Origin of the sequence: Geobacillus zalihae NBRC 101842, from assembly GCF_001544135.1 — a bacterium.
GTDB classification, from domain to species: Bacteria; Bacillota; Bacilli; order Bacillales; family Anoxybacillaceae; genus Geobacillus; species Geobacillus zalihae.
The window spans coordinates 47,780-70,138 of record NZ_BCPV01000015.1; the positions used below are offsets into that span (position 1 = coordinate 47,780).

Genomic DNA, 22,359 nt, shown 5'->3' on the forward strand with positions numbered 1-22,359 from the left:
CTTATGCAAAAATAAGCTCTGCCATTCTACTTCTTTATTTCATTTCAGCCTTCATCATCTTCGAAATGAATCCCTTCGCCTGTCGAATTGATGACCAATACGTCCGAACACGAACGATGGGAGAATAGGAAAATTTGCAAAGTGTGGTGTCAAGATGGAATTAACGTTAGCAGCACTAGAAAACATGAAATTGAAGGAGCTGTATGAGCTCGCCAAGCAATACAAAATTTCATACTACAGCAAGTTGACGAAAAAGGAGCTTATTTTTGCGATTTTGAAAGCGCGTGCCGAACAAGACGGCCTCTTTTTCATGGAAGGCATCCTCGAAATCATTCCGTCGGAAGGATTCGGCTTTTTGCGCCCGATCAACTATTCCCCGAGCTCGGAAGACATTTACATTTCCGCTTCCCAAATCCGCCGTTTTGATTTGCGCAACGGGGATAAAGTATCCGGCAAAGTGCGGCCGCCGAAAGAAAATGAACGCTACTTCGGCTTGCTTCATGTCGAAGCGGTCAACGGCGAAGACCCGGAAGTCGCCAAGGAGCGCGTTCACTTTCCAGCGTTAACGCCGCTTTACCCGAATCGGCAAATGAAGCTGGAGACAACGCCGGACAAGCTGTCGACCCGCATCATCGACTTGATCGCTCCCGTCGGCTTTGGCCAGCGCGGGTTGATCGTCGCGCCGCCGAAAGCTGGCAAGACGATGCTGCTGAAGGAAATTGCCAACAGCATCACCACAAACCACCCGGATGTCGAGTTGATCGTCTTGCTCATTGACGAACGGCCGGAAGAAGTGACCGACATCGAGCGGTCGGTGCAAGGCGATGTCGTCAGCTCGACGTTTGATGAGGTGCCGGAAAACCATATTAAAGTGGCCGAGCTTGTCTTAGAACGGGCGATGCGATTAGTTGAGCATAAGCGTGACGTCGTCATTTTAATGGACAGCATCACCCGCCTCGCCCGGGCGTACAACTTGGTCATTCCGCCGAGCGGACGCACGCTCTCGGGCGGGATCGACCCAGCGGCGTTTCATCGCCCGAAGCGGTTTTTCGGCGCGGCGCGCAACATCGAAGAAGGCGGCAGCTTGACGATTTTGGCGACCGCCCTCATTGACACCGGGTCGCGCATGGATGACGTCATTTACGAGGAATTTAAAGGCACCGGCAACATGGAGCTCCATCTTGACCGCTCGCTCGCCGAGCGCCGCATTTTTCCAGCTATTGACATTCGCCGTTCGGGAACGCGCAAAGAGGAGCTGCTCATCCCAAAAGAACATTTGGAAAAGCTGTGGGCGATCCGCAAAACGATGGCCGATTCGCCCGACTTTATCGAGCGGTTTTTGAACAAATTGCGCCGGACGAAGTCAAACGAAGAGTTTTTCGCCTTGCTCGATCAGGAGTGGAAACAGGGCGGCCCGCTCCGTCTGTAGGCCGTTGGCGGAATTTGCCGCGAATCGCCCGTTGCAAACTGACAGAAAAGCTGTTATAATCTTAACATGTGTGTTTTGGCTATCGCCTTTTGGTTTGTGCGATCCGTGATTTGCACCGGCTGGGTTCGCTTCGGTGGAGTCCCGGCTGTTCCATGCGCTGCGCCTTGCCAAACGGGCGGGCGCGCATAAGCATGAAGCGTTCCATGCTACGAATCACTCTGTTTCGATAAGATACAGGGCGGAAGGAGATGAAAACGATGAAACAAGGCATCCATCCAGAGTACAAAAAAGTCATCGTCCGTTGCGCATGCGGCAACGAATTCGAAAGCGGTTCGGTCAAAGACGAGCTGCGCGTGGAGATTTGCTCGGAATGCCATCCGTTCTTCACGGGCAAACAAAAATTTGTTACGGCAGCGGGCCGCGTGGATAAATTCAATAAAAAATACGGCCTTAAGTAACAAGGACGTGACGAAAGCAGGCAAGCGAAACTTGCCTGCTTTTTCGTGAGAGCATATAGATGCAACGGAGAAGTTTACCATATCTTTGACGGAAAAGCGGTTTGCCCCTTTTCGACTGTCGGAGGAAAGCCACAGGCTTCTCCGTCACGACTTGGCGTGACGGAGGACCGAACAACCGCCTGCTTCACAGACCCATATATGGGTCTTTAAGCGGCGTTGTTCGGTCGCCCGACAGTCGATCAAATACTCGGTAAAAGTTGCAAATCGTAAAGCTTCAAATTGCATCTATACAGATGGAAGGCCGGTTGCTTATCAAGCTGATCCCGCTGATCGTTGCGATGGCAGACGGCAAGGAGCGGCCGATGGTTTGAGGACAGTGTTGTGTGAAAGGAGAGGCCCCAATGTACGTGATGACGCAGTCCGGCTGGCTTGAGCTCATTTGTGGATGCATGTTTTCCGGCAAATCAGAAGAATTGATTCGCCGCGTCCGCCGCGCTCAGTTTGCCAAGCAGGAAGTGAAAGTGTTCAAACCGACGATCGACAATCGTTATAGCGAAGACGCAGTCGTGTCGCACAACGGCAATTCGGTGATCGCCATTCCGGTCGCGACGCCGGCGGAAATGTTCCGCTACATTTCCGCCGCCACCGACGTCGTCGCCATCGATGAAATACAGTTTTTTTCCGACGACATCATCGATGTGGTGCAAACGCTCGCTGATTGCGGCTACCGCGTCATCGCCGCGGGGCTCGACCAAGATTTTCGCGGTGAACCGTTTGGCCCCGTGCCGGCGCTGATGGCGATCGCGGAGTCGGTGACGAAGCTGCAGGCGGTTTGCACGGTATGCGGTTCCCCGGCCAGCCGGACGCAGCGGCTCATTAACGGTGCGCCCGCCTCTTATGACGATCCGGTGATTCTCGTCGGCGCCAGCGAGGCGTACGAGCCTCGCTGCCGCCATCACCATGAAGTGCCTGGCAAACCGAAAAAGCGATACAACCGCCCGCTTGCTGGACATACGGGTGAGTGATGGTGAGGCGGTCACTGATGTTGTTTGGCCGCTTTCATCGGTCAAGTGGCGAAGCGCAGCCATCGTTGATGGAAACGGTGCATATTCGTATGTTTCGCCGACCGAGAAGGGCGGAAGCGGCGCCATCATTCTCGCCCGTCTCGTGCGTCCATTCGCTATGGGAGGAAAAAGCGTTTGGCATGCGGCTCGTTCATCATTGATCGTTCGCTTGACTAGGCTGCCCCTTTTGTTCGTTCGCCGCAAAATAGACGAATGATGGCAGAAAGATTTATGGCTTGCCGTGTATCATTGACGGGCGATCATGGACATCCTAACAGCTAAGGAGGCGAAAAAGGATGAGACGCATCTGGCTGTTAGGAATGATCTTCCTGCTTTCGGCCTGTTCGCTCGCTCCGGATCATCCGTCCTACCGCCAGCAAAGCGAGGACAAAAACGGCGCGCGGCTGATGACGGACGGGCGGCCGAAGATCGACGCTGACAGAGACTTGTACAACAACTTCGACGATCCGGAAAACGTGCGGCAAAACCCGAATTTTATCAGCTTGACCGAAGGAAGCGAAAACCAGCGCGCCGATACGCGCAAGGCAGCACAACTCATCGAGCGGTACACCGATTACCACGCCGACTCCATCTGGTTTCACGGCGGCAATATGTATGTGACCGTTGATGCACCGGAAGAGCTGTCTGACGAGGAGCGGCAGCGCGAGGCGCAACGCATTGACAAGTTGCTGACAAAAGCGATCCCGACATACGAGATCATCGTGCGCGTCAACTGAGAGCTCCCGCTTGCCAAAAGCGGGGGTTTTTGTTTGGCTTCATTTCATGCTATAATCTAAAATTAGACTGTGTGGGAAAAACAGAGGTGAATGATGTGTTTGATCGGTTGGAAGCTGTGGAGCAACGGTATGAAAAGCTCAATGAACTGTTGATGGACCCCGACGTCATCAACGATCCGAAAAAGCTGCGCGATTATTCGAAAGAGCAGGCGGATTTGGAAGAAACGGTGCAAACGTACCGCGAATACAAATCGGTTCGCGAGCAGCTGGCCGAAGCGAAAGCGATGCTTGAGGAAAAGCTCGATCCGGAGCTGCGCGAGATGGTGAAAGAGGAAATTGACGAGCTGGAAGAACGGGAAGAGGCGCTCGTTGAAAAGCTGAAAGTGTTGCTTTTGCCGAAAGATCCGAACGATGAGAAAAACGTCATTATGGAAATCCGCGCGGCCGCCGGCGGCGAAGAGGCGGCGCTGTTTGCCGGCGACTTGTACCGGATGTATACGCGCTATGCGGAATCGCAAGGGTGGAAGACGGAAGTGATCGAAGCGAGTCCGACCGGCCTCGGCGGCTATAAAGAAATCATTTTTATGATCAACGGCAAAGGGGCGTATTCAAAGCTGAAGTTTGAAAACGGCGCGCACCGCGTCCAGCGTGTCCCGGAAACGGAGTCAGGCGGGCGCATCCATACGTCGACGGCGACGGTCGCCTGCCTGCCGGAGATGGAAGAAATCGAAGTCGAAATCAATGAAAAAGACATTCGCGTCGACACGTTCGCCTCAAGCGGACCGGGTGGGCAAAGCGTCAACACGACAATGTCGGCCGTGCGCCTCACCCATATTCCGACCGGCATTGTCGTCACGTGCCAAGACGAAAAATCGCAAATCAAAAACAAAGAAAAAGCGATGAAAGTATTGCGTGCCCGCATTTATGACAAGTACCAGCAAGAAGCGCGCGCCGAATATGACCAAACGCGCAAGCAGGCAGTCGGCACCGGCGACCGTTCCGAGCGCATCCGGACGTACAACTTCCCGCAAAACCGCGTCACGGACCACCGCATCGGATTGACGATCCAAAAGCTCGATCAAGTGCTCGATGGCCACCTCGACGAAATTATCGAGGCGCTCATTTTGGACGATCAGGCGAAAAAATTGGAGCAAGCGAACGATGCGTCGTAACGTCCACGAAGTCCTCGCCTGGGCTTCTTCTTTTTTGCGCGCCCACGGAAAAGAGGAGCGGGCGGCAGAGTGGCTATTGTGCCACCATTTAGGCGTGGACCGGGCCGGGCTGTTCGCCCGTTGGCGCGAGCCGGTCGACGAAGCGGTATATGAACGGTTTGCGGCCGATGTGCGCCGCCATGCGGTGGATCATGTGCCGATTCAATATTTGATCGGCTATGAATCGTTTTACGGCCGGCCGTTTCTTGTCAACCGCCATGTGTTGATCCCGCGCCCGGAAACGGAAGAACTGGTGCTTGGCGTCCTAAAACGGGTGCCGCGCCTATTTGCTGGTCGGAAGCGGATCGATGTCGTTGACGTCGGCACTGGCAGCGGGGCGATCGCCGTGACATTGGCGCTGGAGAACAAAGCGTTGTCGGTGACCGCAACCGATATTTCCGAAGCGGCGCTCGCGGTCGCCCGTGAAAACGCCCGGCGGCTCGGGGCGAATGTTTCATTTTTGTGCGGCGACTTGCTGCAGCCGATCATGGCCATGGGGTGGACGGTCGATGTCGTCGTTTCCAATCCACCGTACATTCCAGAGACGGACGCCGCTATGCTTTCCCCGGTCGTCAAAAACTATGAGCCGCACACGGCGCTCTTTGGCGGCCGCGATGGGCTCGATTTTTACCGCCGCTTCGCCCGCGAGTTGCCGCTTGTGCTCGGCGCGCCGGCGCTTGCCGCTTTTGAAGTCGGCGCCGGGCAAGGGGAAGCAGTGGCGGCGCTCTTGGCCGCAGCGTTTCCAGAAGCCGAAGTGGAAGTCGATTTTGACCTCAACGGCAAAGACCGGATGGTGTACATGACGCGGCCGAAAAACGGGAAAACGTGTTAGATTGATAGGTTTAAAAACGAGCGGCGCCGTCCACAATGAAAGGTGAAAGGACGGTGCCGATGATGACCATCAAAGGAAATGCCATTGCCATATGTTTATATATCATTCTATTAACGACAGGCGTACTCGTCGAGCTGTACGGCCACAAGACGGACGCCGGGGCGAACGCGGCGGTCGCCATCCCTGATGAGGCAATCCGCCTGCGCATTTTAGCCAACAGCGACGCCGATGAAGACCAACAATTGAAGCGAAAAGTGCGTGATGCGGTCAATGCGCAAATCAACGGCTGGGTGGCCGAACTCACTTCGTTTGAGGAAGCAAAGCGCGTCATCCGCTCTCACCTGCCGGACATCGAGCGGACGGTCGCCCGCGTGTTGCGCGATGAACAAAGCGATCAAACGTACAAAGTGGAGTTTGGCCCGGTTCATTTTCCGACGAAAGTGTACGGCAACTACGTATATCCGGCTGGCATCTATGATGCCGTGCTGATCACGCTTGGGGAAGGAAAAGGAGCAAACTGGTGGTGCGTTCTGTTCCCGCCGCTTTGTTTTCTCGATTTTTCCAACAGCGATGCCGTCATGATGGCGGCGAACCGATCGCCTGCAGGAACGAATGAACCGGTGTCGGCTGAGAGCGTCCGGTCAATGGAAGCCGGGTCGAAGCAAAACAGCGAGTCGGCCGAAGCGGAAGCTGAGGCGATGCGAAGCGGCGAGCAGGCCATCGAGCGGGACGAACCGAAAGAGGAGAGGGGTGCGATGGCGGAAACCGAAGATCGCGCCGCTTCGTCCATCCATGCGGATGGCGAGAAGGACAAAGGGCACACTGATGATCAAGAATCGTCCTTCGTCGTCATGGCCGAGCCGGAACAGCCGGTGGAAGTCAAATTTTTCTTCAAAGAGTGGCTCAGCCATCTCATTCCATAAGCATCTATCCACAAAGTTATCCACAAAAATAACAAGTTTATTCACAATTTGTGTATAACTGTGGAAAGGCATCGGGCGGCGATCTGACGCTTGTAAAAAAAGCCGCCATTTTCAAGGCGAATCACGGCGATGGAGAAGGTGAAACGATTGAAAACGCGTGTTTGGGTTGTGGATAATATTGTTGATAAACAGCAAGTTTATCCACAAATACGAGAGGCGGTTGAATGGCTGCGGGCCGGGGAAGTTATCGCATTCCCGACGGAAACGGTGTACGGGTTGGGGGCTGATGCGGCCAATACAGCCGCGGTGGAAAAAATTTTCGCCGCCAAAGGGCGGCCGAGCGACAATCCGCTCATCGTTCATGTCGCCAGCATGGCCCAAGCGGAGGCGGTAGCCGCCTCGATCCCACCGATGGCGAAAACGTTGATGGAGCGGTTTTGGCCGGGGCCGCTCACGTTAGTATTGCCAAAACGGGCCAAAGCGGTGTCTGAACGGGTGACGGCCGGGCTGCCGACGGTGGCGGTGCGCATGCCGGATCACCCGCTGGCGCTGGCGTTGATCGAGGCGAGCGGCTTGGCGTTGGCCGCCCCGAGCGCGAATCGGTCAGGAAGGCCGAGTCCGACGACGGCGGCGCACGTGCTTGCCGATTTAGACGGGCGGATCGCCGGGGTGATCGACGGCGGGCCGACCGGCGTGGGCGTTGAATCGACGGTGCTCGATTGCAGTGGGGGCGTGCCGACGATTTTGCGCCCGGGAGGAGTGACGAAAGAGGCGCTTATTGAAGCGATCGGCCGCGTTGAAGAGGCCGCTGCTGTGGATGACGAGGCGGCGCCGAAAGCGCCGGGGATGAAATATACGCATTATGCGCCGAAAGCGCCGCTTTGGATCGTCGCCGGCCCGCCCGCGTTTTTGCAGCGGCTTGTCGATGAAAGCCGGGCGGAAGGGAAAACGGTCGGCGTGTTGACGACCGAGGAGAACCGGGATCAGTATGCGGCCGATGTCGTGCTGCCGTGCGGAACGCGCCAGGCGCTTGAGACGGTCGCGAGCCGGCTGTACGACACGCTGCGCCGATTTGATGAAACGAACGTCGATCTCATTTACAGCGAGGCGTTTCCGGAAGAAGGAATCGGCGCGGCGATCATGAACCGGCTCCGCAAAGCAGCCGGCGGACGCGCCATCAGCGAACAGCGGAAATGAAAGGACGGCCGTCTGTATAGATGCAGTGAACAAGTTTCACGTATCCTGGTCGAAAAAGCAGCTTGTCTATTTTTTGACGGTCGGAGGCAAGCCGCAGGCTTCTTCGTCGCGCCTTGGCGTGACGGAAGACCGAACGGAAACGCGCTTCACAGATCCATGTATGGGTTTGGAAGCGGCGTTGTTCGGTCGTGCGATAGTCGAGAAAACGGCTCTGCAAACGGTAAGGTTCAAATGGCAACTAGAGGATTTGGGGGATGCCGTTTCCAAGCGCGAAACCGGTCTGTTGTGGACCGGTTTTTTCTTTTCCGTCCGCCCGTCAATCAGGCGGCGCCCATTGGCTGCCCGCTCTGCTTCTAAACTGCCCTGGACGTGCATATGTTTAGCAATAAGGCCGGTCCGGGAGGGAAGAAACATGGGCGCATTCATCGGCGAAATCATCGCGCTGTCAATGATGGCGCTGGCGCTGGGCATGGACGCGTTTTCAGTCGCTTTAGGAATGGGGCTGTTGCGCCTCCGGCTGCGGCAAATGTTTTATATCGGGTTGACGATCGGCTTGTTTCATATTCTCATGCCGCTTGCTGGCATGGCGGTCGGCCGCCTGCTGTCGCGCGAGTTCGGAAGTGTCGCGACATACGCGGGCGGGGCGCTGCTGTTATGGCTTGGCGGGCAAATGATCATCGCCTCGTTCCGGAGGGACGATGGCTCACCGCTGTTTCCGCGTGGGGTGGGGTTGCTTTTTTTTGCGTTCAGCGTCAGCCTAGACAGCTTTTCCGTCGGGCTGAGCCTCGGCATTTTCGGAGCGCGGACGATGGTGACGATTTTGCTGTTTGGTCTGTTCAGCATGGTGCTGACATGGGTTGGGCTTTTTGTCGGCCGCCATTTTCAGCAATGGCTCGGTTCTTACAGCGAAGCGCTCGGCGGCAGCATTTTGCTGGCGTTCGGGCTCAAGCTGCTTTTTCTATAAACGGCGGCAGGCGGTTTTCCTTCAGTGGAAAAAAGCGGACGGCCTGCTTTTTTGCGGCTCTTCACCAAAAGTTGTACTTGATTTTTTCTGAACATACCCTATTTACGCTTGTGAGGGAAAATCAGCACTTTTTTCCTATCCTTACGCAGGAAACCGCATTGCTTGTCAAGTACATGTTGTGGTGAAGAGCCTTTTTTTGCTCTTTTCCCTATGGTATATTGATGGTAAGTCATTGATGTGAAGAGGTGGTTGTATGCCATACCGCATTTTGTTCGTCTGCACGGGCAATACATGCCGGAGCCCGATGGCCGCTGCATTGTTGGAGAATAAGCAGCTGCCAGGCGTCGAGGTGAAATCGGCCGGCGTGTTTGCGGCGGAAGGGAGCGAGGCGTCGGTTCACGCCAAGATGGTGTTGAAGGAAAAAGGAATCGAAGCGGCCCACCGCTCCTCGCAGCTGAAAAAAGAGCATATCGACTGGGCGACGCACGTGCTGGCGATGACATCCGGCCATAAAGACATGATCGTCGAGCGTTTCCCAGAAGCGAAGGACAAAACGTTTACGTTGAAGCAGTTCGTCTCGGGAACAGACGGCGACATCGCCGATCCGTTCGGCGGGCCGATTGAAGTGTACCGGGCGGCGCGCGATGAGCTGGAGACGCTCATTGACCGCTTGGCGGAAAAGTTGCAAACAGAACAATGAGGTAAAGAAGTGAGGGGGAACACAAATGGGGGGGACAAGTCGTAAGTTCAGTTTGCGCCTGAAGCTCATCGTTTTTACGACAGCGTTGGCGCTGATCACGTATTCAACGAGCGCCTTTTTCTTGTACGTTTTGTATGATCAGTGGTTCGCCTCATGGAACAAAAGCGTGTTCACGATGATCGTGCTGCTCCTTGGCATCTTTTGGTCCGGAGTGCTTGCCTATTTGGCCGCTGGCTGGATTACAAGGCCGCTGCAACGGCTCGAGGAAGCGGCGGCAAAGGCGACAGAAGGGCATATCGATGAGGATGTTCCGCTGCCCTCTTCCCATGATGAAATCCGCTCGCTGGCTGTCGCGTTCAACCGGATGCTCGGCCATTTGCGCGCCGTCGTCGCCAATGTGGAAGAGAGCGCAGCGCGCACGACGGAAAAGACAGCGGAAATGAGGCAGGCGTCCGAAACAGCGTCAAGCCGTGCACGCGATATTGCAGCGACGATTGACGACATTTCCAAAGGGGCGGCGTCTTCGGCCGAGGCGATTCAAGAGGCGGCTGCGGCGGCCGAGGATGTGCTCGCCATCGCCGTGCAAGTCAAAGAAACAGCCGAGCGTGCGGAACAGTCGGTATATGGGATGGCCGAAACGCTGAAGGCAAGCCGCGATATCACCCATTCGCTCATTAGCGGCATCGGAAAGCTGGCTGACGATCAAGAACGGTCGCGGGCGGCTGTCAAGCAGCTCGAAGCACACGCCAATCAAATCGGCAACATTACGTTGCTTGTCGCGGACATCGCTGAACAGACGAACTTGCTTGCGCTCAATGCTTCCATTGAGGCAGCCCGCGCCGGCGAGCACGGCCGGGGGTTTGCCGTCGTCGCCGAGGAAGTGCGCAAGCTGGCTGATGAGAGCGCCAAGGCGGTCAAGAAAATCGCGGAACTGGTCGGCAACATTCAAAATGAAGTCGCCCGTGTGGTGGCGCAAATGGACAAGCAGGTGGCCGCCACAAACGCTGAGGCGGCCAAAGGGGAGCGCACGAATGAGGCCATTGCGGCCATGGCGGCCTCAGCTGATGAAGTGATCCGCGCCGTCCATGACATCGCTGAGCTGGCGAAGCGTCAAATGGGGCATATGGAGCGGGCCGCGGCGCAAACGCAAGAAGTGGCGGCGATTGCTGAGCAGACGTCCGCCGGCGCGCTCGAAGTTGCGGCGGCGACCGAGGAGCAGGCCGCATCGATCAACGATGTGCATAAACTGGCTGGCGAGTTGGTTGAACAGGCCGAACAATTGCAGGCGGCTGTCGCCCGGTTCCGCACCCGTTGATGCACATGCAAATATGATTCATCGAAAGGAGGAAGGGCGATTCCTCCCTGGCTTTCGCTATCACTGCGAAGCCTAGGGCTCCCCGCCCGAACGTGATGAAAGTTGCGATTGCTTCTGACCATGGTGGAATTCGCATTCGTGAGGAAATTAAAGCACTGTTGGATGAAATGGGAATCGAGTACACCGATTTTGGCTGCGATTGTGAAACATCGGTCGATTACCCGGATTACGCGCTTCCCGTCGCGGAAAAAGTGGCGCGCGGCGAATTTGATCGCGGCATTTTGATCTGCGGCACCGGCATCGGCATGACGATTGCCGCCAACAAAGTGAAAGGGGTGCGCTGCGCCCTTTGCCACGACGTCTACAGCGCCAAGCTGACGCGCATGCATAATGACAGCAACATTCTCGCGATGGGGGAGCGCGTCATCGGCCCCGGCCTGGCGCGCGAAATCGCCAAGGCATGGCTTGAGACCGAATTTGAAGGCGGCCGCCACGCGCGGCGGATCGGCAAAATCGCCGAGTATGAAAATAAGCATTTGTAGGCGGAACCAGGGCCGCATCGGAGCGGATGCGGCCTGCGAGCCATAAGCGGGAGACGCCGTGCAGCCCCATGCCGGCCGTGGGCGTCTTGCTTCATGAGAATGGCGGCAGCAAGGGAGTGTATAGAGATGCAACGAAATCGTTTAACATATTCTTGACGGAAAAGTGGCTCATCCATTTTTGACTGTCGAAGGCAAGCCATAGGCTTGCCTCTGTCACGCTAAGGCGTGACGAAAGACCGAACAACGACTCGCTTCACAGACCCATTCATGGGTCTTTAAGCGGTGTTGTTCGGTCACTCGACAGTCGGATGAAATGATCGGTAAAAACGAAGAATGTAAAAGCTTTCAATTGCATTTATATAATTTTGCTGTTTTGGTAAGACAGCTGAACCGTGGGACGCACGGGGATGGCTTGGTGAACAGCCTGCCGCAGGGCGGGTGTTCCCAAGAATCTCCCACCTCTAAGCGTGAGCGTAGGTGGGAGAGCGTTCAAAAAGTCAGGCGTGTTGATTAATCAATAAAAACCCGTTGAGAAGGCTCTGTTCCCAGCTTTTCTGCTGTAGTCGGCAAGCGTTTCGTTCTCTTCACTTGAGAACTGTCGATTCAGGGGAAACGGTTGTTTTTTCATCAGCCTTCTAGGAAAACTCCATATTCGTGAGTATCGCAGGCATCCCCGGAGCCGGACCCGGTTTTGACGAATCACCGTCGAAAGTGCCAGTGTTCGTCAACGGCAGCGTGGATAAAAACGAACGAAGGAGGGGAAGAGGACATGGACGCACGATTGACCGAATGGCGGCAGCAATGGCAAGCCATCTTGCATGAGTTTCGCAAACAGGCTCCGCTTGGCCGCGGCGATGTCGTTGTGATCGGCTGCAGTACGAGCGAGGTGCTTGGCGAGCGGATCGGCACGGCTGGATCGATGGACGTTGCCGCCATGCTGTTTGCCGAGCTTGACGCGTGGCGGCGCGAAACCGGCATTGCGCTCGCGTTTCAATGTTGTGAACATTTAAATCGGGCGCTTGTTGTCGAACGGGAAACCGCCAAAACTCACGGGCTGGAGATCGTTTCGGTCGTTCCGGTGCCGAAAGCGGGTGGGGCGATGGCCGCCTACGCCTATCGAACGTTCGCTGACCCGGTCGTTGTCGAGGCGATTCGCGCCGATGCCGGCATTGACATCGGCCATACGCTCATCGGTATGCATTTGAAGCCGGTTGCCGTTCCCGTGCGCGTTTCGGTGAAGCACATTGGATCGGCGTGCGTGACGCTGGCGAAAACGCGGCCGAAGCTGATCGGCGGCGCCCGAGCGGTCTACTCGTTGGAAAATCCGAATGATTCCTGTTCTTTCTAGCGGTTTCATTCATTTTTTCTTTGAATTTGCCTAGCTGAAGCTGATAAAATAAAAACGAATATTCACTGATTTCGCATAAGGGGGAGCTATTGATGAATTACTTGCCACAACAAGATCCGCAAGTGTTCGCCGCTATTGAGCAAGAGCGGAAGCGGCAACATGCGAAAATTGAACTGATCGCCTCGGAAAACTTTGTCAGCCGCGCGGTCATGGAAGCGCAAGGGTCGGTGCTGACGAACAAATATGCGGAAGGCTATCCGGGACGCCGCTACTACGGCGGTTGTGAATATGTCGACATCGTCGAAGAGTTGGCGCGCGAGCGAGCGAAGCAGTTGTTTGGAGCGGAGCATGTGAACGTCCAGCCGCACTCCGGGGCGCAGGCGAACATGGCCGTTTATTTCACCGTTCTTGAGCACGGCGACACGGTGCTTGGCATGAACTTGTCGCACGGCGGCCATTTGACGCACGGCAGCCCGGTCAATTTCAGCGGCATTCAGTACCATTTTGTCGAATACGGCGTCGATCCGGAAACGCATGTCATTGACTATGACGACGTGCGCGAAAAAGCGCGCCTTCACCGGCCGAAGTTGATCGTCGCCGGCGCGAGCGCCTATCCGCGCATCATCGACTTCGCCAAGTTCCGCGAGATTGCCGATGAAGTCGGCGCCTATTTAATGGTTGACATGGCCCATATTGCAGGTCTTGTTGCGGCAGGTGTTCATCCGAATCCAGTGCCGTACGCCCATTTCGTTACGACGACGACGCACAAAACGCTGCGCGGTCCGCGCGGCGGGATGATTTTATGCCAGGAGCAGTTCGCCAAACAGATCGACAAAGCCATTTTCCCTGGCATTCAAGGCGGCCCGCTCATGCATGTCATTGCCGCCAAAGCCGTCGCGCTCGGCGAAGCGTTGCAAGACGACTTTAAAGTCTACGCGAAGCGCGTCGTGGAGAATGCCAAACGGCTCGCAGCCGCCTTGCAAAACGAAGGATTCACTCTCATTTCCGGCGGCACGGACAACCATTTGCTGCTTGTCGATTTGCGCCCGCAGCAACTGACCGGGAAAACGGCGGAGAAAGTGCTCGATGAGGTCGGGATTACGGTCAACAAAAACACGATTCCGTACGATCCGGAAAGCCCGTTTGTCACAAGCGGCATCCGCATCGGCACGGCCGCGGTCACGACGCGCGGCTTCGGATTGGAAGAGATGGACGAAATCGCCGCCATCATCGGCCTTGTGCTGAAAAACGTCGGCAGCGAACAAGCGCTTGAGGAAGCGCGCCAACGCGTCGCCGCTTTGACAGAAAAGTTTCCGCTCTATCAAGACTAAGCGCCGCCGCTTCGTCCGAAACCGTACGGTGCACCGCCTCCGGATTTGGCGGTGCGCCTTTTTCCGTTCGTTCGGCAGTTGAATAGGCGCTCGTTTTCCAGTAGAATGTATAGAAGTGCAGCGCATACATACGGAAGAGGAGAGTTGACCCATGGGAAAAGTGTACGTCTTTGATCATCCGCTCATCCAGCATAAATTGACCTACATTCGCGACAAGAATACGGGCACGAAAGAATTTCGCGAGCTTGTCGACGAAGTGGCGACGTTGATGGCGTTTGAAATTACACGTGATCTGCCGCTTGAGGAAGTCGAGATCGAAACCCCCGTCAGTAAAGCCAGAGCGAAAGTGATCGCCGGCAAAAAACTGGGCGTCATTCCGATTTTGCGCGCCGGCATCGGCATGGTTGACGGCATCCTGAAGCTCATCCCGGCGGCGAAAGTCGGCCATATCGGCTTGTACCGCGATCCCCAAACATTAAAGCCGGTCGAATATTACGTCAAGCTGCCGAGCGATGTCGAAGAGCGCGATTTTATCATCGTCGACCCGATGCTCGCAACCGGCGGATCAGCGGTGGCGGCGATCGATGCGCTGAAAAAGCGGGGTGCGAAAAGCATTAAATTTATGTGCCTGATCGCGGCGCCGGAAGGAGTCAAAGCGGTGGAAACGGCCCACCCGGATGTGGACATTTACATCGCTGCCCTTGATGAGCGGTTGAACGACCACGGCTATATTGTCCCTGGTCTTGGCGACGCCGGCGATCGGCTGTTTGGCACAAAATAACAGCTGCAAGGCGCCCCGCGCCGCGCGGGGTTCGCATTCCATCGAGCGGTGGAGAGGGTGCCTTGCCCATGCGTCAGTTAAGCGCTTGCATCGAATCATGAAAAGGAAAATAGGCTAAAAATAAAATATATCATTATACATCATCATTGTGAGAAGAAAATGAGAAATTGTCACAAATTATTAATATTTGCCCTATGTGAATGAGGTTTTACGTGGAAACACATTGACATTGACCAGGCCGTATTGTATCCTTTACAAGGGGTAGATTGAGAAGGTTTTCATTATGTTAAAGGGTGTGTTGGCATGTCCCCAAAACAGCGCCACCCGTTTCAAGCCATGGCGTTGATGTCCGCCATCGTCTCCCAACTTGTTGGTTCGATTTTGGTCGGCGTTTTCGGCGGGAGATGGATCGATGATCGATTTGGCACCGAGCCGATCTTTTTGATCGTCGGCCTTTTGCTTGGACTGGCGGCCGGCGTGTATGCGATGTTGCGCTTGATCCGCCAATATTTCTCTGGGGAGCAATAAAATGGGAAATCTTCAAGCGATGTTTTGGCGGCAAGTTCGATACATATTGTATTTGCTCGCCATCTATACGCTCGGCTTTGGATTTACGCCGTATAAAACCGTTTTTCTCAGCTTGATTCTCGGCACATCGATCAGCCTCCTCATGGTTTGGAACTTAACCTGGAAAATCGAAAAATTCGGACAAGCGGTGGCGGCGCGCAAAAAAGTGCGCACATTAGGCACCTTATCGCGTTTGGCGCTTGCCGCGTTGGCTGCTGTCATTGTTCTGACGTATCCGCAACATTTTCATATCGTGCCAACCGTTTTGGGATTAATGACATCCTACATTGTCATTATAATAGATTTCTTCTTTCACAAATGGAAAAACGACAAGCTGCAGGCATGAAAGCGAGGTGAGAGAGGATGGAGCATAAAGCGCCGCTTGTCGAATTTTTAGGCCTTACGTTTAATTTATCTGATATGTTGATGATTACGATCACCTGTTTGATCGTGTTCATCATTGCTGTTGCGGCTACTCGCTCGCTTCAGCTGCGTCCGACGGGAATGCAAAACTTTATGGAGTGGGTCTTTGACTTTGTCAGAGGCATCATTAACAGCACGATGGATTGGCAAACGGGCGGCCGCTTTTTGACGCTGGGCGTCACGCTCATCATGTATGTGTTTGTGGCCAATATGCTTGGACTGCCGTTTTCCGTCCATGTCAACGGTGAACTTTGGTGGAAATCGCCGACCGCGGATGCGACCGTTACGTTGACGCTGGCGGTGATGGTCGTCGCCCTCACCCACTACTATGGCGTCAAAATGAAAGGGGCGTCCGAATATTTGCGCGACTACACCCGTCCAGTCGCCTGGTTGTTCCCGCTCAAAATCATTGAAGAGTTTGCCAACACGCTGACGCTCGGTTTGCGTCTTTTCGGGAACATTTACGCCGGGGAAATTTTGCTTGGCTTGCTCGCCAGCCTTGGCACGCATTACGGTGTGCTCGGCGCTGTCGGCGCCGCCATCCCGATGATGGTGTGGCAAGCGTTCAGCATTTTTGTCGGAACGATTCAAGCGTTCATTTTTACGATGCTGACCATGGTTTATATGGCTCATAAGGTCAGTCATGACCATTGAGCGTTCCTTTTCATTAGAGCAAGACTTGAATGAAACATTACTTTAACATTGTGAAGGAGGAGCTATCAACATGAGTTTGGGTGTACTTGCAGCTGCGATTGCGGTAGGTTTGGGGGCGTTAGGCGCCGGCATCGGCAACGGATTGATCGTCAGCCGTACCATTGAAGGGATTGCCCGTCAACCAGAATTGCGTCCTGTTTTGCAAACGACGATGTTCATCGGGGTTGCGTTGGTTGAGGCGCTTCCGATCATCGGTGTCGTCTTCTCGTTCATTTACTTAGGTCGATAAGAAATCGATATATGGAAAGTGATGGCGAAGTTCGTGTCAACGACCACCTTCGCCATTCCTTTATGTGCGATTTTGCGAGATCGCGTCGGTGCGATAGCTGTCGAAAGGAGTGAAACGCGGTGTTGTGGAAGGCAAACGTATGGGCGCTCGGCGAAGCGGCGCACGGCATCAGCGGCGGCACGATTATTTACCAATTGCTGATGTTCATTATTTTGCTGGCCTTGTTGCGCAAATTCGCTTGGCAGCCGTTAATGAATATCATGAAACAACGTGAAGAACATATCGCGAACGAAATCGACCAGGCGGAAAAACGCCGTCAAGAAGCAGAAAAACTTCTTGAAGAACAGCGCGAACTGATGAAGCAGTCGCGCCAAGAAGCGCAAGCGCTCATTGAAAACGCGCGCAAGCTGGCTGAAGAGCAGAAAGAACAAATTGTCGCCTCGGCCCGTGCGGAAGCGGAACGGGTGAAAGAAGCGGCGAAAAAAGAAATCGAGCGTGAAAAAGAACAGGCGATGGCCGCGCTCCGCGAACAAGTGGCCTCGTTGTCTGTCTTGATCGCCTCAAAAGTGATTGAAAAAGAGCTGACCGAGCAAGATCAACGCAAGCTGATCGAAGCGTACATCAAAGACGTTCAAGAGGCAGGAGGAGCGCGATGAACCAAGAAGTGATCGCCAAACGGTACGCGTCCGCTTTGTTCCAAATCGCGCTCGAACAAGGACAGCTTGATCGAATCGAAGAAGATGTTCGCGCCGTGCGCCAGGCGTTGGCGGAAAACGGCGAGTTTTTATCGCTTCTTTCGTATCCGAAACTTTCCTTGGATCAGAAAAAAGCGCTCATCCGCGAAGCGTTCGCCGGTGTGTCCACCCCGGTGCAAAACACGCTTCTCCTTCTTCTGGAGCGCCATCGCTTCGGCCTTGTGCCCGAGCTGGCGGAACAGTTTCTCGCCCTCGTCGACGATGCGCGCGGCATCGCCAAGGCGGTCGCCTATTCGGCGCGGCCGTTGACGGACGAAGAACTGCGGGCGCTTTCCGACGTCTTTGCCCAAAAAGTCGGCAAACAGACGCTTGAGATCGAAAATATCATTGATCCGGAACTCATCGGCGGCGTGAAGCTGCGCATCGGCAACCGCATTTACGACGGCAGCGTCAGCGGGCAGCTTGAACGGATTCGGCGGCAGCTGATCGGCTAACATTTGAAGACAGGGGTGAAAGGCATGAGCATTCGAGCGGAAGAAATCAGCGCGCTCATTAAGCAGCAGATTGAAAACTATGAATCGCAAATCCAAGTGAGCGACGTCGGCACCGTCATCCAAGTCGGCGACGGGATCGCGCGCGCTCATGGGCTCGATAACGTCATGTCCGGCGAGCTCGTCGAGTTTGCCAACGGCGTGATGGGCATGGCGTTGAACTTGGAAGAAAACAACGTCGGTATCGTTATTTTAGGACCGTACACCGGCATTAAAGAAGGGGACGAAGTGCGCCGTACGGGCCGGATCATGGAAGTGCCCGTTGGGGAAGCGCTCATCGGCCGCGTCGTCAACCCACTCGGTCAGCCTGTTGACGGATTAGGGCCGGTGGAAACGACGGAAACGCGCCCGATCGAGAGCCCGGCGCCGGGCGTTATGGACCGGAGATCGGTGCATGAGCCGCTGCAAACCGGGATTAAAGCGATCGACGCGCTCGTGCCGATCGGCCGCGGCCAGCGCGAACTCATCATCGGCGACCGGCAAACAGGGAAAACGTCCGTCGCCATTGACACGATCATCAACCAAAAAGACCAAAACATGATTTGTATTTATGTCGCCATCGGGCAAAAAGAATCGACGGTCCGCACCGTTGTCGAAACGCTCCGCAAACACGGCGCGCTCGACTATACGATCGTCGTCACCGCTTCGGCGTCGCAGCCGGCTCCGCTTTTGTTCTTGGCGCCGTATGCCGGTGTGGCGATGGGCGAGTATTTCATGTATAAAGGCCAACACGTGTTAGTGGTCTATGACGATTTATCGAAACAAGCCGCGGCATACCGTGAATTGTCGCTCTTGCTTCGCCGTCCGCCGGGCCGTGAAGCGTATCCGGGGGATATTTTCTACTTGCACTCCCGCCTGCTTGAGCGCGCAGCGAAATTGAGCGATGCCAAAGGCGGCGGTTCGTTGACTGCGCTTCCGTTCGTCGAAACGCAAGCGGGCGATATTTCCGCGTACATTCCGACGAACGTCATCTCGATTACGGACGGGCAAATTTTCTTGCAATCGGACTTGTTCTTCTCCGGCGTCCGCCCAGCGATCAACGCAGGGTTGTCCGTTTCGCGCGTCGGTGGGGCAGCGCAAATCAAAGCGATGAAAAAAGTAGCCGGGACGCTCCGTTTGGACTTGGCCGCTTACCGTGAGCTGGAGGCGTTCGCCCAATTCGGCTCCGACCTCGACAAGGCGACGCAAGCGAAGCTCGCCCGCGGGGCGCGCACGGTCGAAGTGCTGAAGCAAGATTTGCATCAGCCGATTCCGGTCGAAAAACAAGTGTTGATCATCTATGCATTGACGCGCGGCTTTTTGGACGACATTCCGGTTGAAGATGTGCGCCGTTTCGAGAAAGAGTTTTACTTGTGGCTCGACCAAAACGGCCAACACTTGCTTGAGCACATCCGCACGACGAAAGATCTTCCGAACGAAGACGATCTCAATCAAGCGATCGAAGCGTTCAAGAAAACGTTTGTCGTTTCTCAATAAGGCCGGCGGGGGCATATCGCCCCCTCACGCCTGTTAGAACCCGTGCAGCAAAAAGGTGGTGAAACCTTTGGCATCGTTACGCGATATTAAAACGCGCATCAATGCGACGAAGAAGACAAGCCAAATTACAAAAGCGATGGAAATGGTCTCGACGTCGAAGCTGAACCGCGCGGAGCAAAACGCGAAATCGTTCGTTCCATATATGGAGAAAATTCAAGAAGTCGTGGCTAATGTGGCGCTTGGCGCCGGCGGCGCTTCACATCCGATGCTCGTTTCGCGCCCGGTGAAAAAAACCGGTTATCTCGTGATCACGTCGGATCGCGGTCTGGCTGGCGCGTACAACAGCAACGTGCTGCGCCTCGTGTACCAAACGATCCAAAAACGCCATGCTTCTCCGGACGAATATGCGATCATCGTCATCGGCCGCGTCGGGTTGAGCTTTTTCCGCAAGCGGAACATGCCGGTCATTCTCGACATCACCCGCTTGCCGGACCAGCCGTCGTTTGCCGATATTAAAGAAATCGCCCGCAAAACGGTTGGGTTATTCGCCGACGGTACGTTTGACGAGCTGTATATGTATTACAACCATTACGTGAGCGCGATCCAGCAAGAGGTGACGGAACGGAAGCTTCTGCCGCTCACTGACTTGGCGGAGAATAAGCAACGCACGGTGTACGAATTTGAACCGTCGCAAGAAGAAATTTTGGACGTCTTATTGCCGCAGTATGCGGAAAGCCTCATTTACGGCGCATTGCTCGATGCAAAAGCAAGCGAACACGCCGCCCGCATGACGGCGATGAAGAACGCAACGGACAATGCGAACGAGCTCATTCGCACATTGACGCTTTCCTACAACCGCGCTCGCCAAGCGGCGATTACGCAAGAAATTACGGAAATTGTCGCCGGAGCAAACGCCTTGCAATAGGGGACTAGCAAGTTAGGAGGGAAAACGATGACAAGAGGACGCGTTATCCAAGTCATGGGTCCGGTTGTAGACGTCAAGTTTGAGAACGGCCACTTGCCGGCGATCTACAACGCCCTGAAAATTCAACATAAAGCGCGCAACGAAAACGAAGTCGACATCGACTTGACATTGGAAGTCGCCTTGCACCTTGGCGATGATACAGTACGGACGATCGCGATGGCGTCCACAGACGGCCTCATCCGCGGCATGGAAGTCATCGATACCGGTGCACCGATTTCGGTGCCGGTCGGCGAAGTCACGCTTGGCCGCGTGTTCAACGTCTTGGGCGAGCCGATCGACTTGGAAGGCGACATTCCGGCTGACGCCCGCCGCGACCCGATTCACCGTCCGGCGCCAAAATTCGAGGAATTGGCGACGGAAGTCGAAATTTTGGAAACGGGGATTAAAGTCGTTGACTTGCTTGCCCCGTATATTAAAGGCGGAAAAATCGGTTTGTTCGGCGGCGCTGGCGTAGGAAAAACGGTCTTGATCCAAGAGCTGATTCACAACATCGCCCAAGAGCACGGCGGGATTTCCGTCTTTGCTGGCGTCGGCGAACGGACGCGCGAAGGAAACGACTTGTACCATGAGATGAAAGATTCCGGCGTCATCAGCAAAACGGCCATGGTGTTCGGACAAATGAATGAGCCGCCGGGGGCGCGGATGCGCGTCGCCTTGACCGGCTTGACGATGGCCGAATACTTCCGTGATGAACAAGGCCAAGACGTGTTGCTCTTTATCGATAACATCTTCCGTTTCACGCAGGCCGGTTCGGAAGTGTCGGCGCTGTTAGGCCGCATGCCGTCGGCCGTTGGTTACCAACCGACATTGGCGACGGAGATGGGTCAATTGCAAGAGCGGATCACGTCGACGGCGAAAGGCTCGATCACCTCGATTCAAGCGATTTACGTCCCGGCCGACGACTATACGGACCCGGCTCCGGCCACGACGTTCTCGCACTTGGATGCGACGACGAACCTGGAGCGGAAACTCGCGGAGATGGGGATTTATCCGGCCGTTGACCCGCTCGCTTCGACATCGCGTGCGTTGGCGCCGGAAATCGTCGGCGAGGAGCATTATCAAGTCGCCCGCAAAGTGCAGCAAACGCTGCAACGTTATAAAGAATTGCAAGACATCATCGCCATCTTGGGGATGGACGAACTGTCGGACGAAGACAAACTCGTCGTTCACCGCGCCCGCCGCATCCAGTTCTTCTTGTCGCAAAACTTCCACGTGGCGGAGCAGTTCACGGGCCAACCGGGCTCCTACGTGCCGGTCAAAGAAACGGTGCGCGGCTTTAAAGAAATTTTGGAAGGCAAATACGACCATCTTCCGGAAGATGCGTTCCGCTTAGTCGGCCGCATTGAAGAAGTCGTTGAAAAAGCGAAAGCGATGGGTGTCGAAGTGTGACCCGGGATAGGGGGATTGGACAATGAAAACGATCCACGTGAGCGTCGTTACTCCTGATGGCCCGGTGTACGAAGACGATGTTGAGATGGTCAGCGTCAAAGCGAAAAGCGGCGAGCTCGGCATTTTGCCGGGGCACATCCCGCTTGTCGCCCCGCTCGAGATCAGCGCGGCCCGGTTGAAAAAAGGCGGCAAAACGCAATACATTGCCGTCAGCGGCGGCTTTTTGGAAGTCCGCCCGGACAACGTGACGATTTTGGCTCAAGCTGCTGAACGGGCGGAGGACATTGACGTCCTCCGCGCCAAAGCGGCGAAAGAGCGGGCGGAGCGCCGCCTGCAAAGCCAGCAGGATGACATCGACTTCAAACGGGCCGAACTGGCGTTAAAACGCGCCATGAACCGTTTGAGCGTTGCGGAAATGAAGTAAAAAGCAGGGGAGTTTTTCCCCTGCTTTTTTTGATGAAAACGGAAGAATCGTCCGTCAAGGAGAGAGGCAAACGC

The 22,359-nt window shown here is 55.2% G+C and carries 26 protein-coding genes; all 26 read left to right on the top strand.

The features are described from left to right. Positions 1-154 precede the first annotated feature (154 nt). On the top strand, positions 155-1,429 hold the full coding sequence (rho, locus tag GZ1_RS06550) for a transcription termination factor Rho (protein WP_020754397.1): 1,275 nt from the start codon (positions 155-157) through the stop codon (positions 1,427-1,429). Positions 1,430-1,686: 257 nt separating this feature from the next. Further along, positions 1,687-1,887 (top strand): 50S ribosomal protein L31, encoded by a 201-nt coding sequence (rpmE, locus tag GZ1_RS06555; protein WP_011232848.1) that lies wholly within the window; start codon positions 1,687-1,689, stop codon positions 1,885-1,887. 401 nt (positions 1,888-2,288) lie between these two features. Then, positions 2,289-2,912 carry a thymidine kinase gene (locus tag GZ1_RS06560; RefSeq protein ID WP_014196962.1) on the top strand — a complete coding sequence of 208 codons (624 nt, stop codon included), beginning with the start codon at positions 2,289-2,291 and terminating at the stop codon, positions 2,910-2,912. Between the two features lie 17 nt (positions 2,913-2,929). Then, positions 2,930-3,112, top strand: coding sequence for a hypothetical protein (locus tag GZ1_RS06565; RefSeq protein WP_060788154.1), 183 nt, complete (start codon positions 2,930-2,932; stop codon positions 3,110-3,112). A gap of 135 nt (positions 3,113-3,247) precedes the next feature. Next, positions 3,248-3,688, top strand: coding sequence for a hypothetical protein (locus tag GZ1_RS06570; protein ID WP_011232846.1), 441 nt, complete (start codon positions 3,248-3,250; stop codon positions 3,686-3,688). Positions 3,689-3,783: 95 nt separating this feature from the next. Further along, positions 3,784-4,860 carry a peptide chain release factor 1 gene (gene prfA / locus GZ1_RS06575; RefSeq protein ID WP_033005971.1) on the top strand — a complete coding sequence of 359 codons (1,077 nt, stop codon included), beginning with the start codon at positions 3,784-3,786 and terminating at the stop codon, positions 4,858-4,860. Next, a complete protein-coding gene (gene prmC, locus GZ1_RS06580; RefSeq protein ID WP_033005969.1) occupies positions 4,850-5,731 on the top strand; it encodes a peptide chain release factor N(5)-glutamine methyltransferase in 882 nt (293 codons plus the stop codon). Before prfA ends, prmC begins: the two co-directional genes overlap by 11 nt. A gap of 59 nt (positions 5,732-5,790) precedes the next feature. Then, positions 5,791-6,654: a stage II sporulation protein R gene (gene spoIIR, locus GZ1_RS06585; RefSeq protein ID WP_013146616.1), complete on the top strand. Its 864-nt coding sequence runs from the start codon at positions 5,791-5,793 to the stop codon at positions 6,652-6,654. A gap of 129 nt (positions 6,655-6,783) precedes the next feature. Continuing rightward, positions 6,784-7,851 (top strand): L-threonylcarbamoyladenylate synthase, encoded by a 1,068-nt coding sequence (locus GZ1_RS06590; RefSeq protein ID WP_013146615.1) that lies wholly within the window; start codon positions 6,784-6,786, stop codon positions 7,849-7,851. 412 nt (positions 7,852-8,263) lie between these two features. Beyond that, a complete protein-coding gene (locus GZ1_RS06595) occupies positions 8,264-8,815 on the top strand; it encodes a manganese efflux pump MntP (protein ID WP_011232841.1) in 552 nt (183 codons plus the stop codon). Between the two features lie 253 nt (positions 8,816-9,068). Next, positions 9,069-9,515 carry a low molecular weight protein arginine phosphatase gene (locus GZ1_RS06600; RefSeq protein ID WP_033017317.1) on the top strand — a complete coding sequence of 149 codons (447 nt, stop codon included), beginning with the start codon at positions 9,069-9,071 and terminating at the stop codon, positions 9,513-9,515. Between the two features lie 25 nt (positions 9,516-9,540). Further along, positions 9,541-10,830 carry a methyl-accepting chemotaxis protein gene (locus GZ1_RS06605; protein WP_060788155.1) on the top strand — a complete coding sequence of 430 codons (1,290 nt, stop codon included), beginning with the start codon at positions 9,541-9,543 and terminating at the stop codon, positions 10,828-10,830. 95 nt (positions 10,831-10,925) lie between these two features. Next, on the top strand, positions 10,926-11,372 hold the full coding sequence (gene rpiB / locus GZ1_RS06610) for a ribose 5-phosphate isomerase B (RefSeq protein WP_011232838.1): 447 nt from the start codon (positions 10,926-10,928) through the stop codon (positions 11,370-11,372). Between the two features lie 769 nt (positions 11,373-12,141). After that, complete coding sequence (locus GZ1_RS06615; RefSeq protein ID WP_060788156.1) at positions 12,142-12,720, top strand: TIGR01440 family protein; 579 nt, start codon at positions 12,142-12,144, stop codon at positions 12,718-12,720. A gap of 92 nt (positions 12,721-12,812) precedes the next feature. Next, the gene (glyA, locus tag GZ1_RS06620; RefSeq protein ID WP_060788157.1) at positions 12,813-14,051 is read left to right on the top strand and encodes a serine hydroxymethyltransferase; all 1,239 of its coding nucleotides are present in this window, start codon (positions 12,813-12,815) and stop codon (positions 14,049-14,051) included. A gap of 151 nt (positions 14,052-14,202) precedes the next feature. Next, positions 14,203-14,832 (top strand): uracil phosphoribosyltransferase, encoded by a 630-nt coding sequence (upp, locus tag GZ1_RS06625; protein WP_011232835.1) that lies wholly within the window; start codon positions 14,203-14,205, stop codon positions 14,830-14,832. Between the two features lie 303 nt (positions 14,833-15,135). Further along, positions 15,136-15,360: an AtpZ/AtpI family protein gene (locus GZ1_RS06630; RefSeq protein WP_015376065.1), complete on the top strand. Its 225-nt coding sequence runs from the start codon at positions 15,136-15,138 to the stop codon at positions 15,358-15,360. 1 nt (position 15,361) lies between these two features. Beyond that, positions 15,362-15,745: an ATP synthase subunit I gene (locus GZ1_RS06635; RefSeq protein WP_060788158.1), complete on the top strand. Its 384-nt coding sequence runs from the start codon at positions 15,362-15,364 to the stop codon at positions 15,743-15,745. A gap of 17 nt (positions 15,746-15,762) precedes the next feature. After that, the gene (gene atpB / locus GZ1_RS06640) at positions 15,763-16,476 is read left to right on the top strand and encodes a F0F1 ATP synthase subunit A (RefSeq protein ID WP_060788159.1); all 714 of its coding nucleotides are present in this window, start codon (positions 15,763-15,765) and stop codon (positions 16,474-16,476) included. Between the two features lie 70 nt (positions 16,477-16,546). Beyond that, entirely contained in the window at positions 16,547-16,765 is a 219-nt protein-coding gene (gene atpE, locus GZ1_RS06645) for a F0F1 ATP synthase subunit C (protein ID WP_011232830.1), read from the top strand. Between the two features lie 122 nt (positions 16,766-16,887). Beyond that, on the top strand, positions 16,888-17,421 hold the full coding sequence (gene atpF / locus GZ1_RS06650; protein ID WP_174520674.1) for a F0F1 ATP synthase subunit B: 534 nt from the start codon (positions 16,888-16,890) through the stop codon (positions 17,419-17,421). After that, positions 17,418-17,954, top strand: coding sequence for a F0F1 ATP synthase subunit delta (locus GZ1_RS06655; protein ID WP_011232828.1), 537 nt, complete (start codon positions 17,418-17,420; stop codon positions 17,952-17,954). Before atpF ends, GZ1_RS06655 begins: the two co-directional genes overlap by 4 nt. 24 nt (positions 17,955-17,978) lie before the next feature. Then, a complete protein-coding gene (atpA, locus tag GZ1_RS06660; RefSeq protein ID WP_060788161.1) occupies positions 17,979-19,487 on the top strand; it encodes a F0F1 ATP synthase subunit alpha in 1,509 nt (502 codons plus the stop codon). A gap of 67 nt (positions 19,488-19,554) precedes the next feature. After that, positions 19,555-20,412: an ATP synthase F1 subunit gamma gene (gene atpG / locus GZ1_RS06665; protein WP_011232826.1), complete on the top strand. Its 858-nt coding sequence runs from the start codon at positions 19,555-19,557 to the stop codon at positions 20,410-20,412. 27 nt (positions 20,413-20,439) lie between these two features. Beyond that, positions 20,440-21,861 carry a F0F1 ATP synthase subunit beta gene (gene atpD, locus GZ1_RS06670; protein WP_011232825.1) on the top strand — a complete coding sequence of 474 codons (1,422 nt, stop codon included), beginning with the start codon at positions 20,440-20,442 and terminating at the stop codon, positions 21,859-21,861. Positions 21,862-21,883: 22 nt separating this feature from the next. Next, a complete protein-coding gene (locus tag GZ1_RS06675) occupies positions 21,884-22,285 on the top strand; it encodes a F0F1 ATP synthase subunit epsilon (RefSeq protein WP_015376059.1) in 402 nt (133 codons plus the stop codon). Positions 22,286-22,359: the final 74 nt, after the last annotated feature.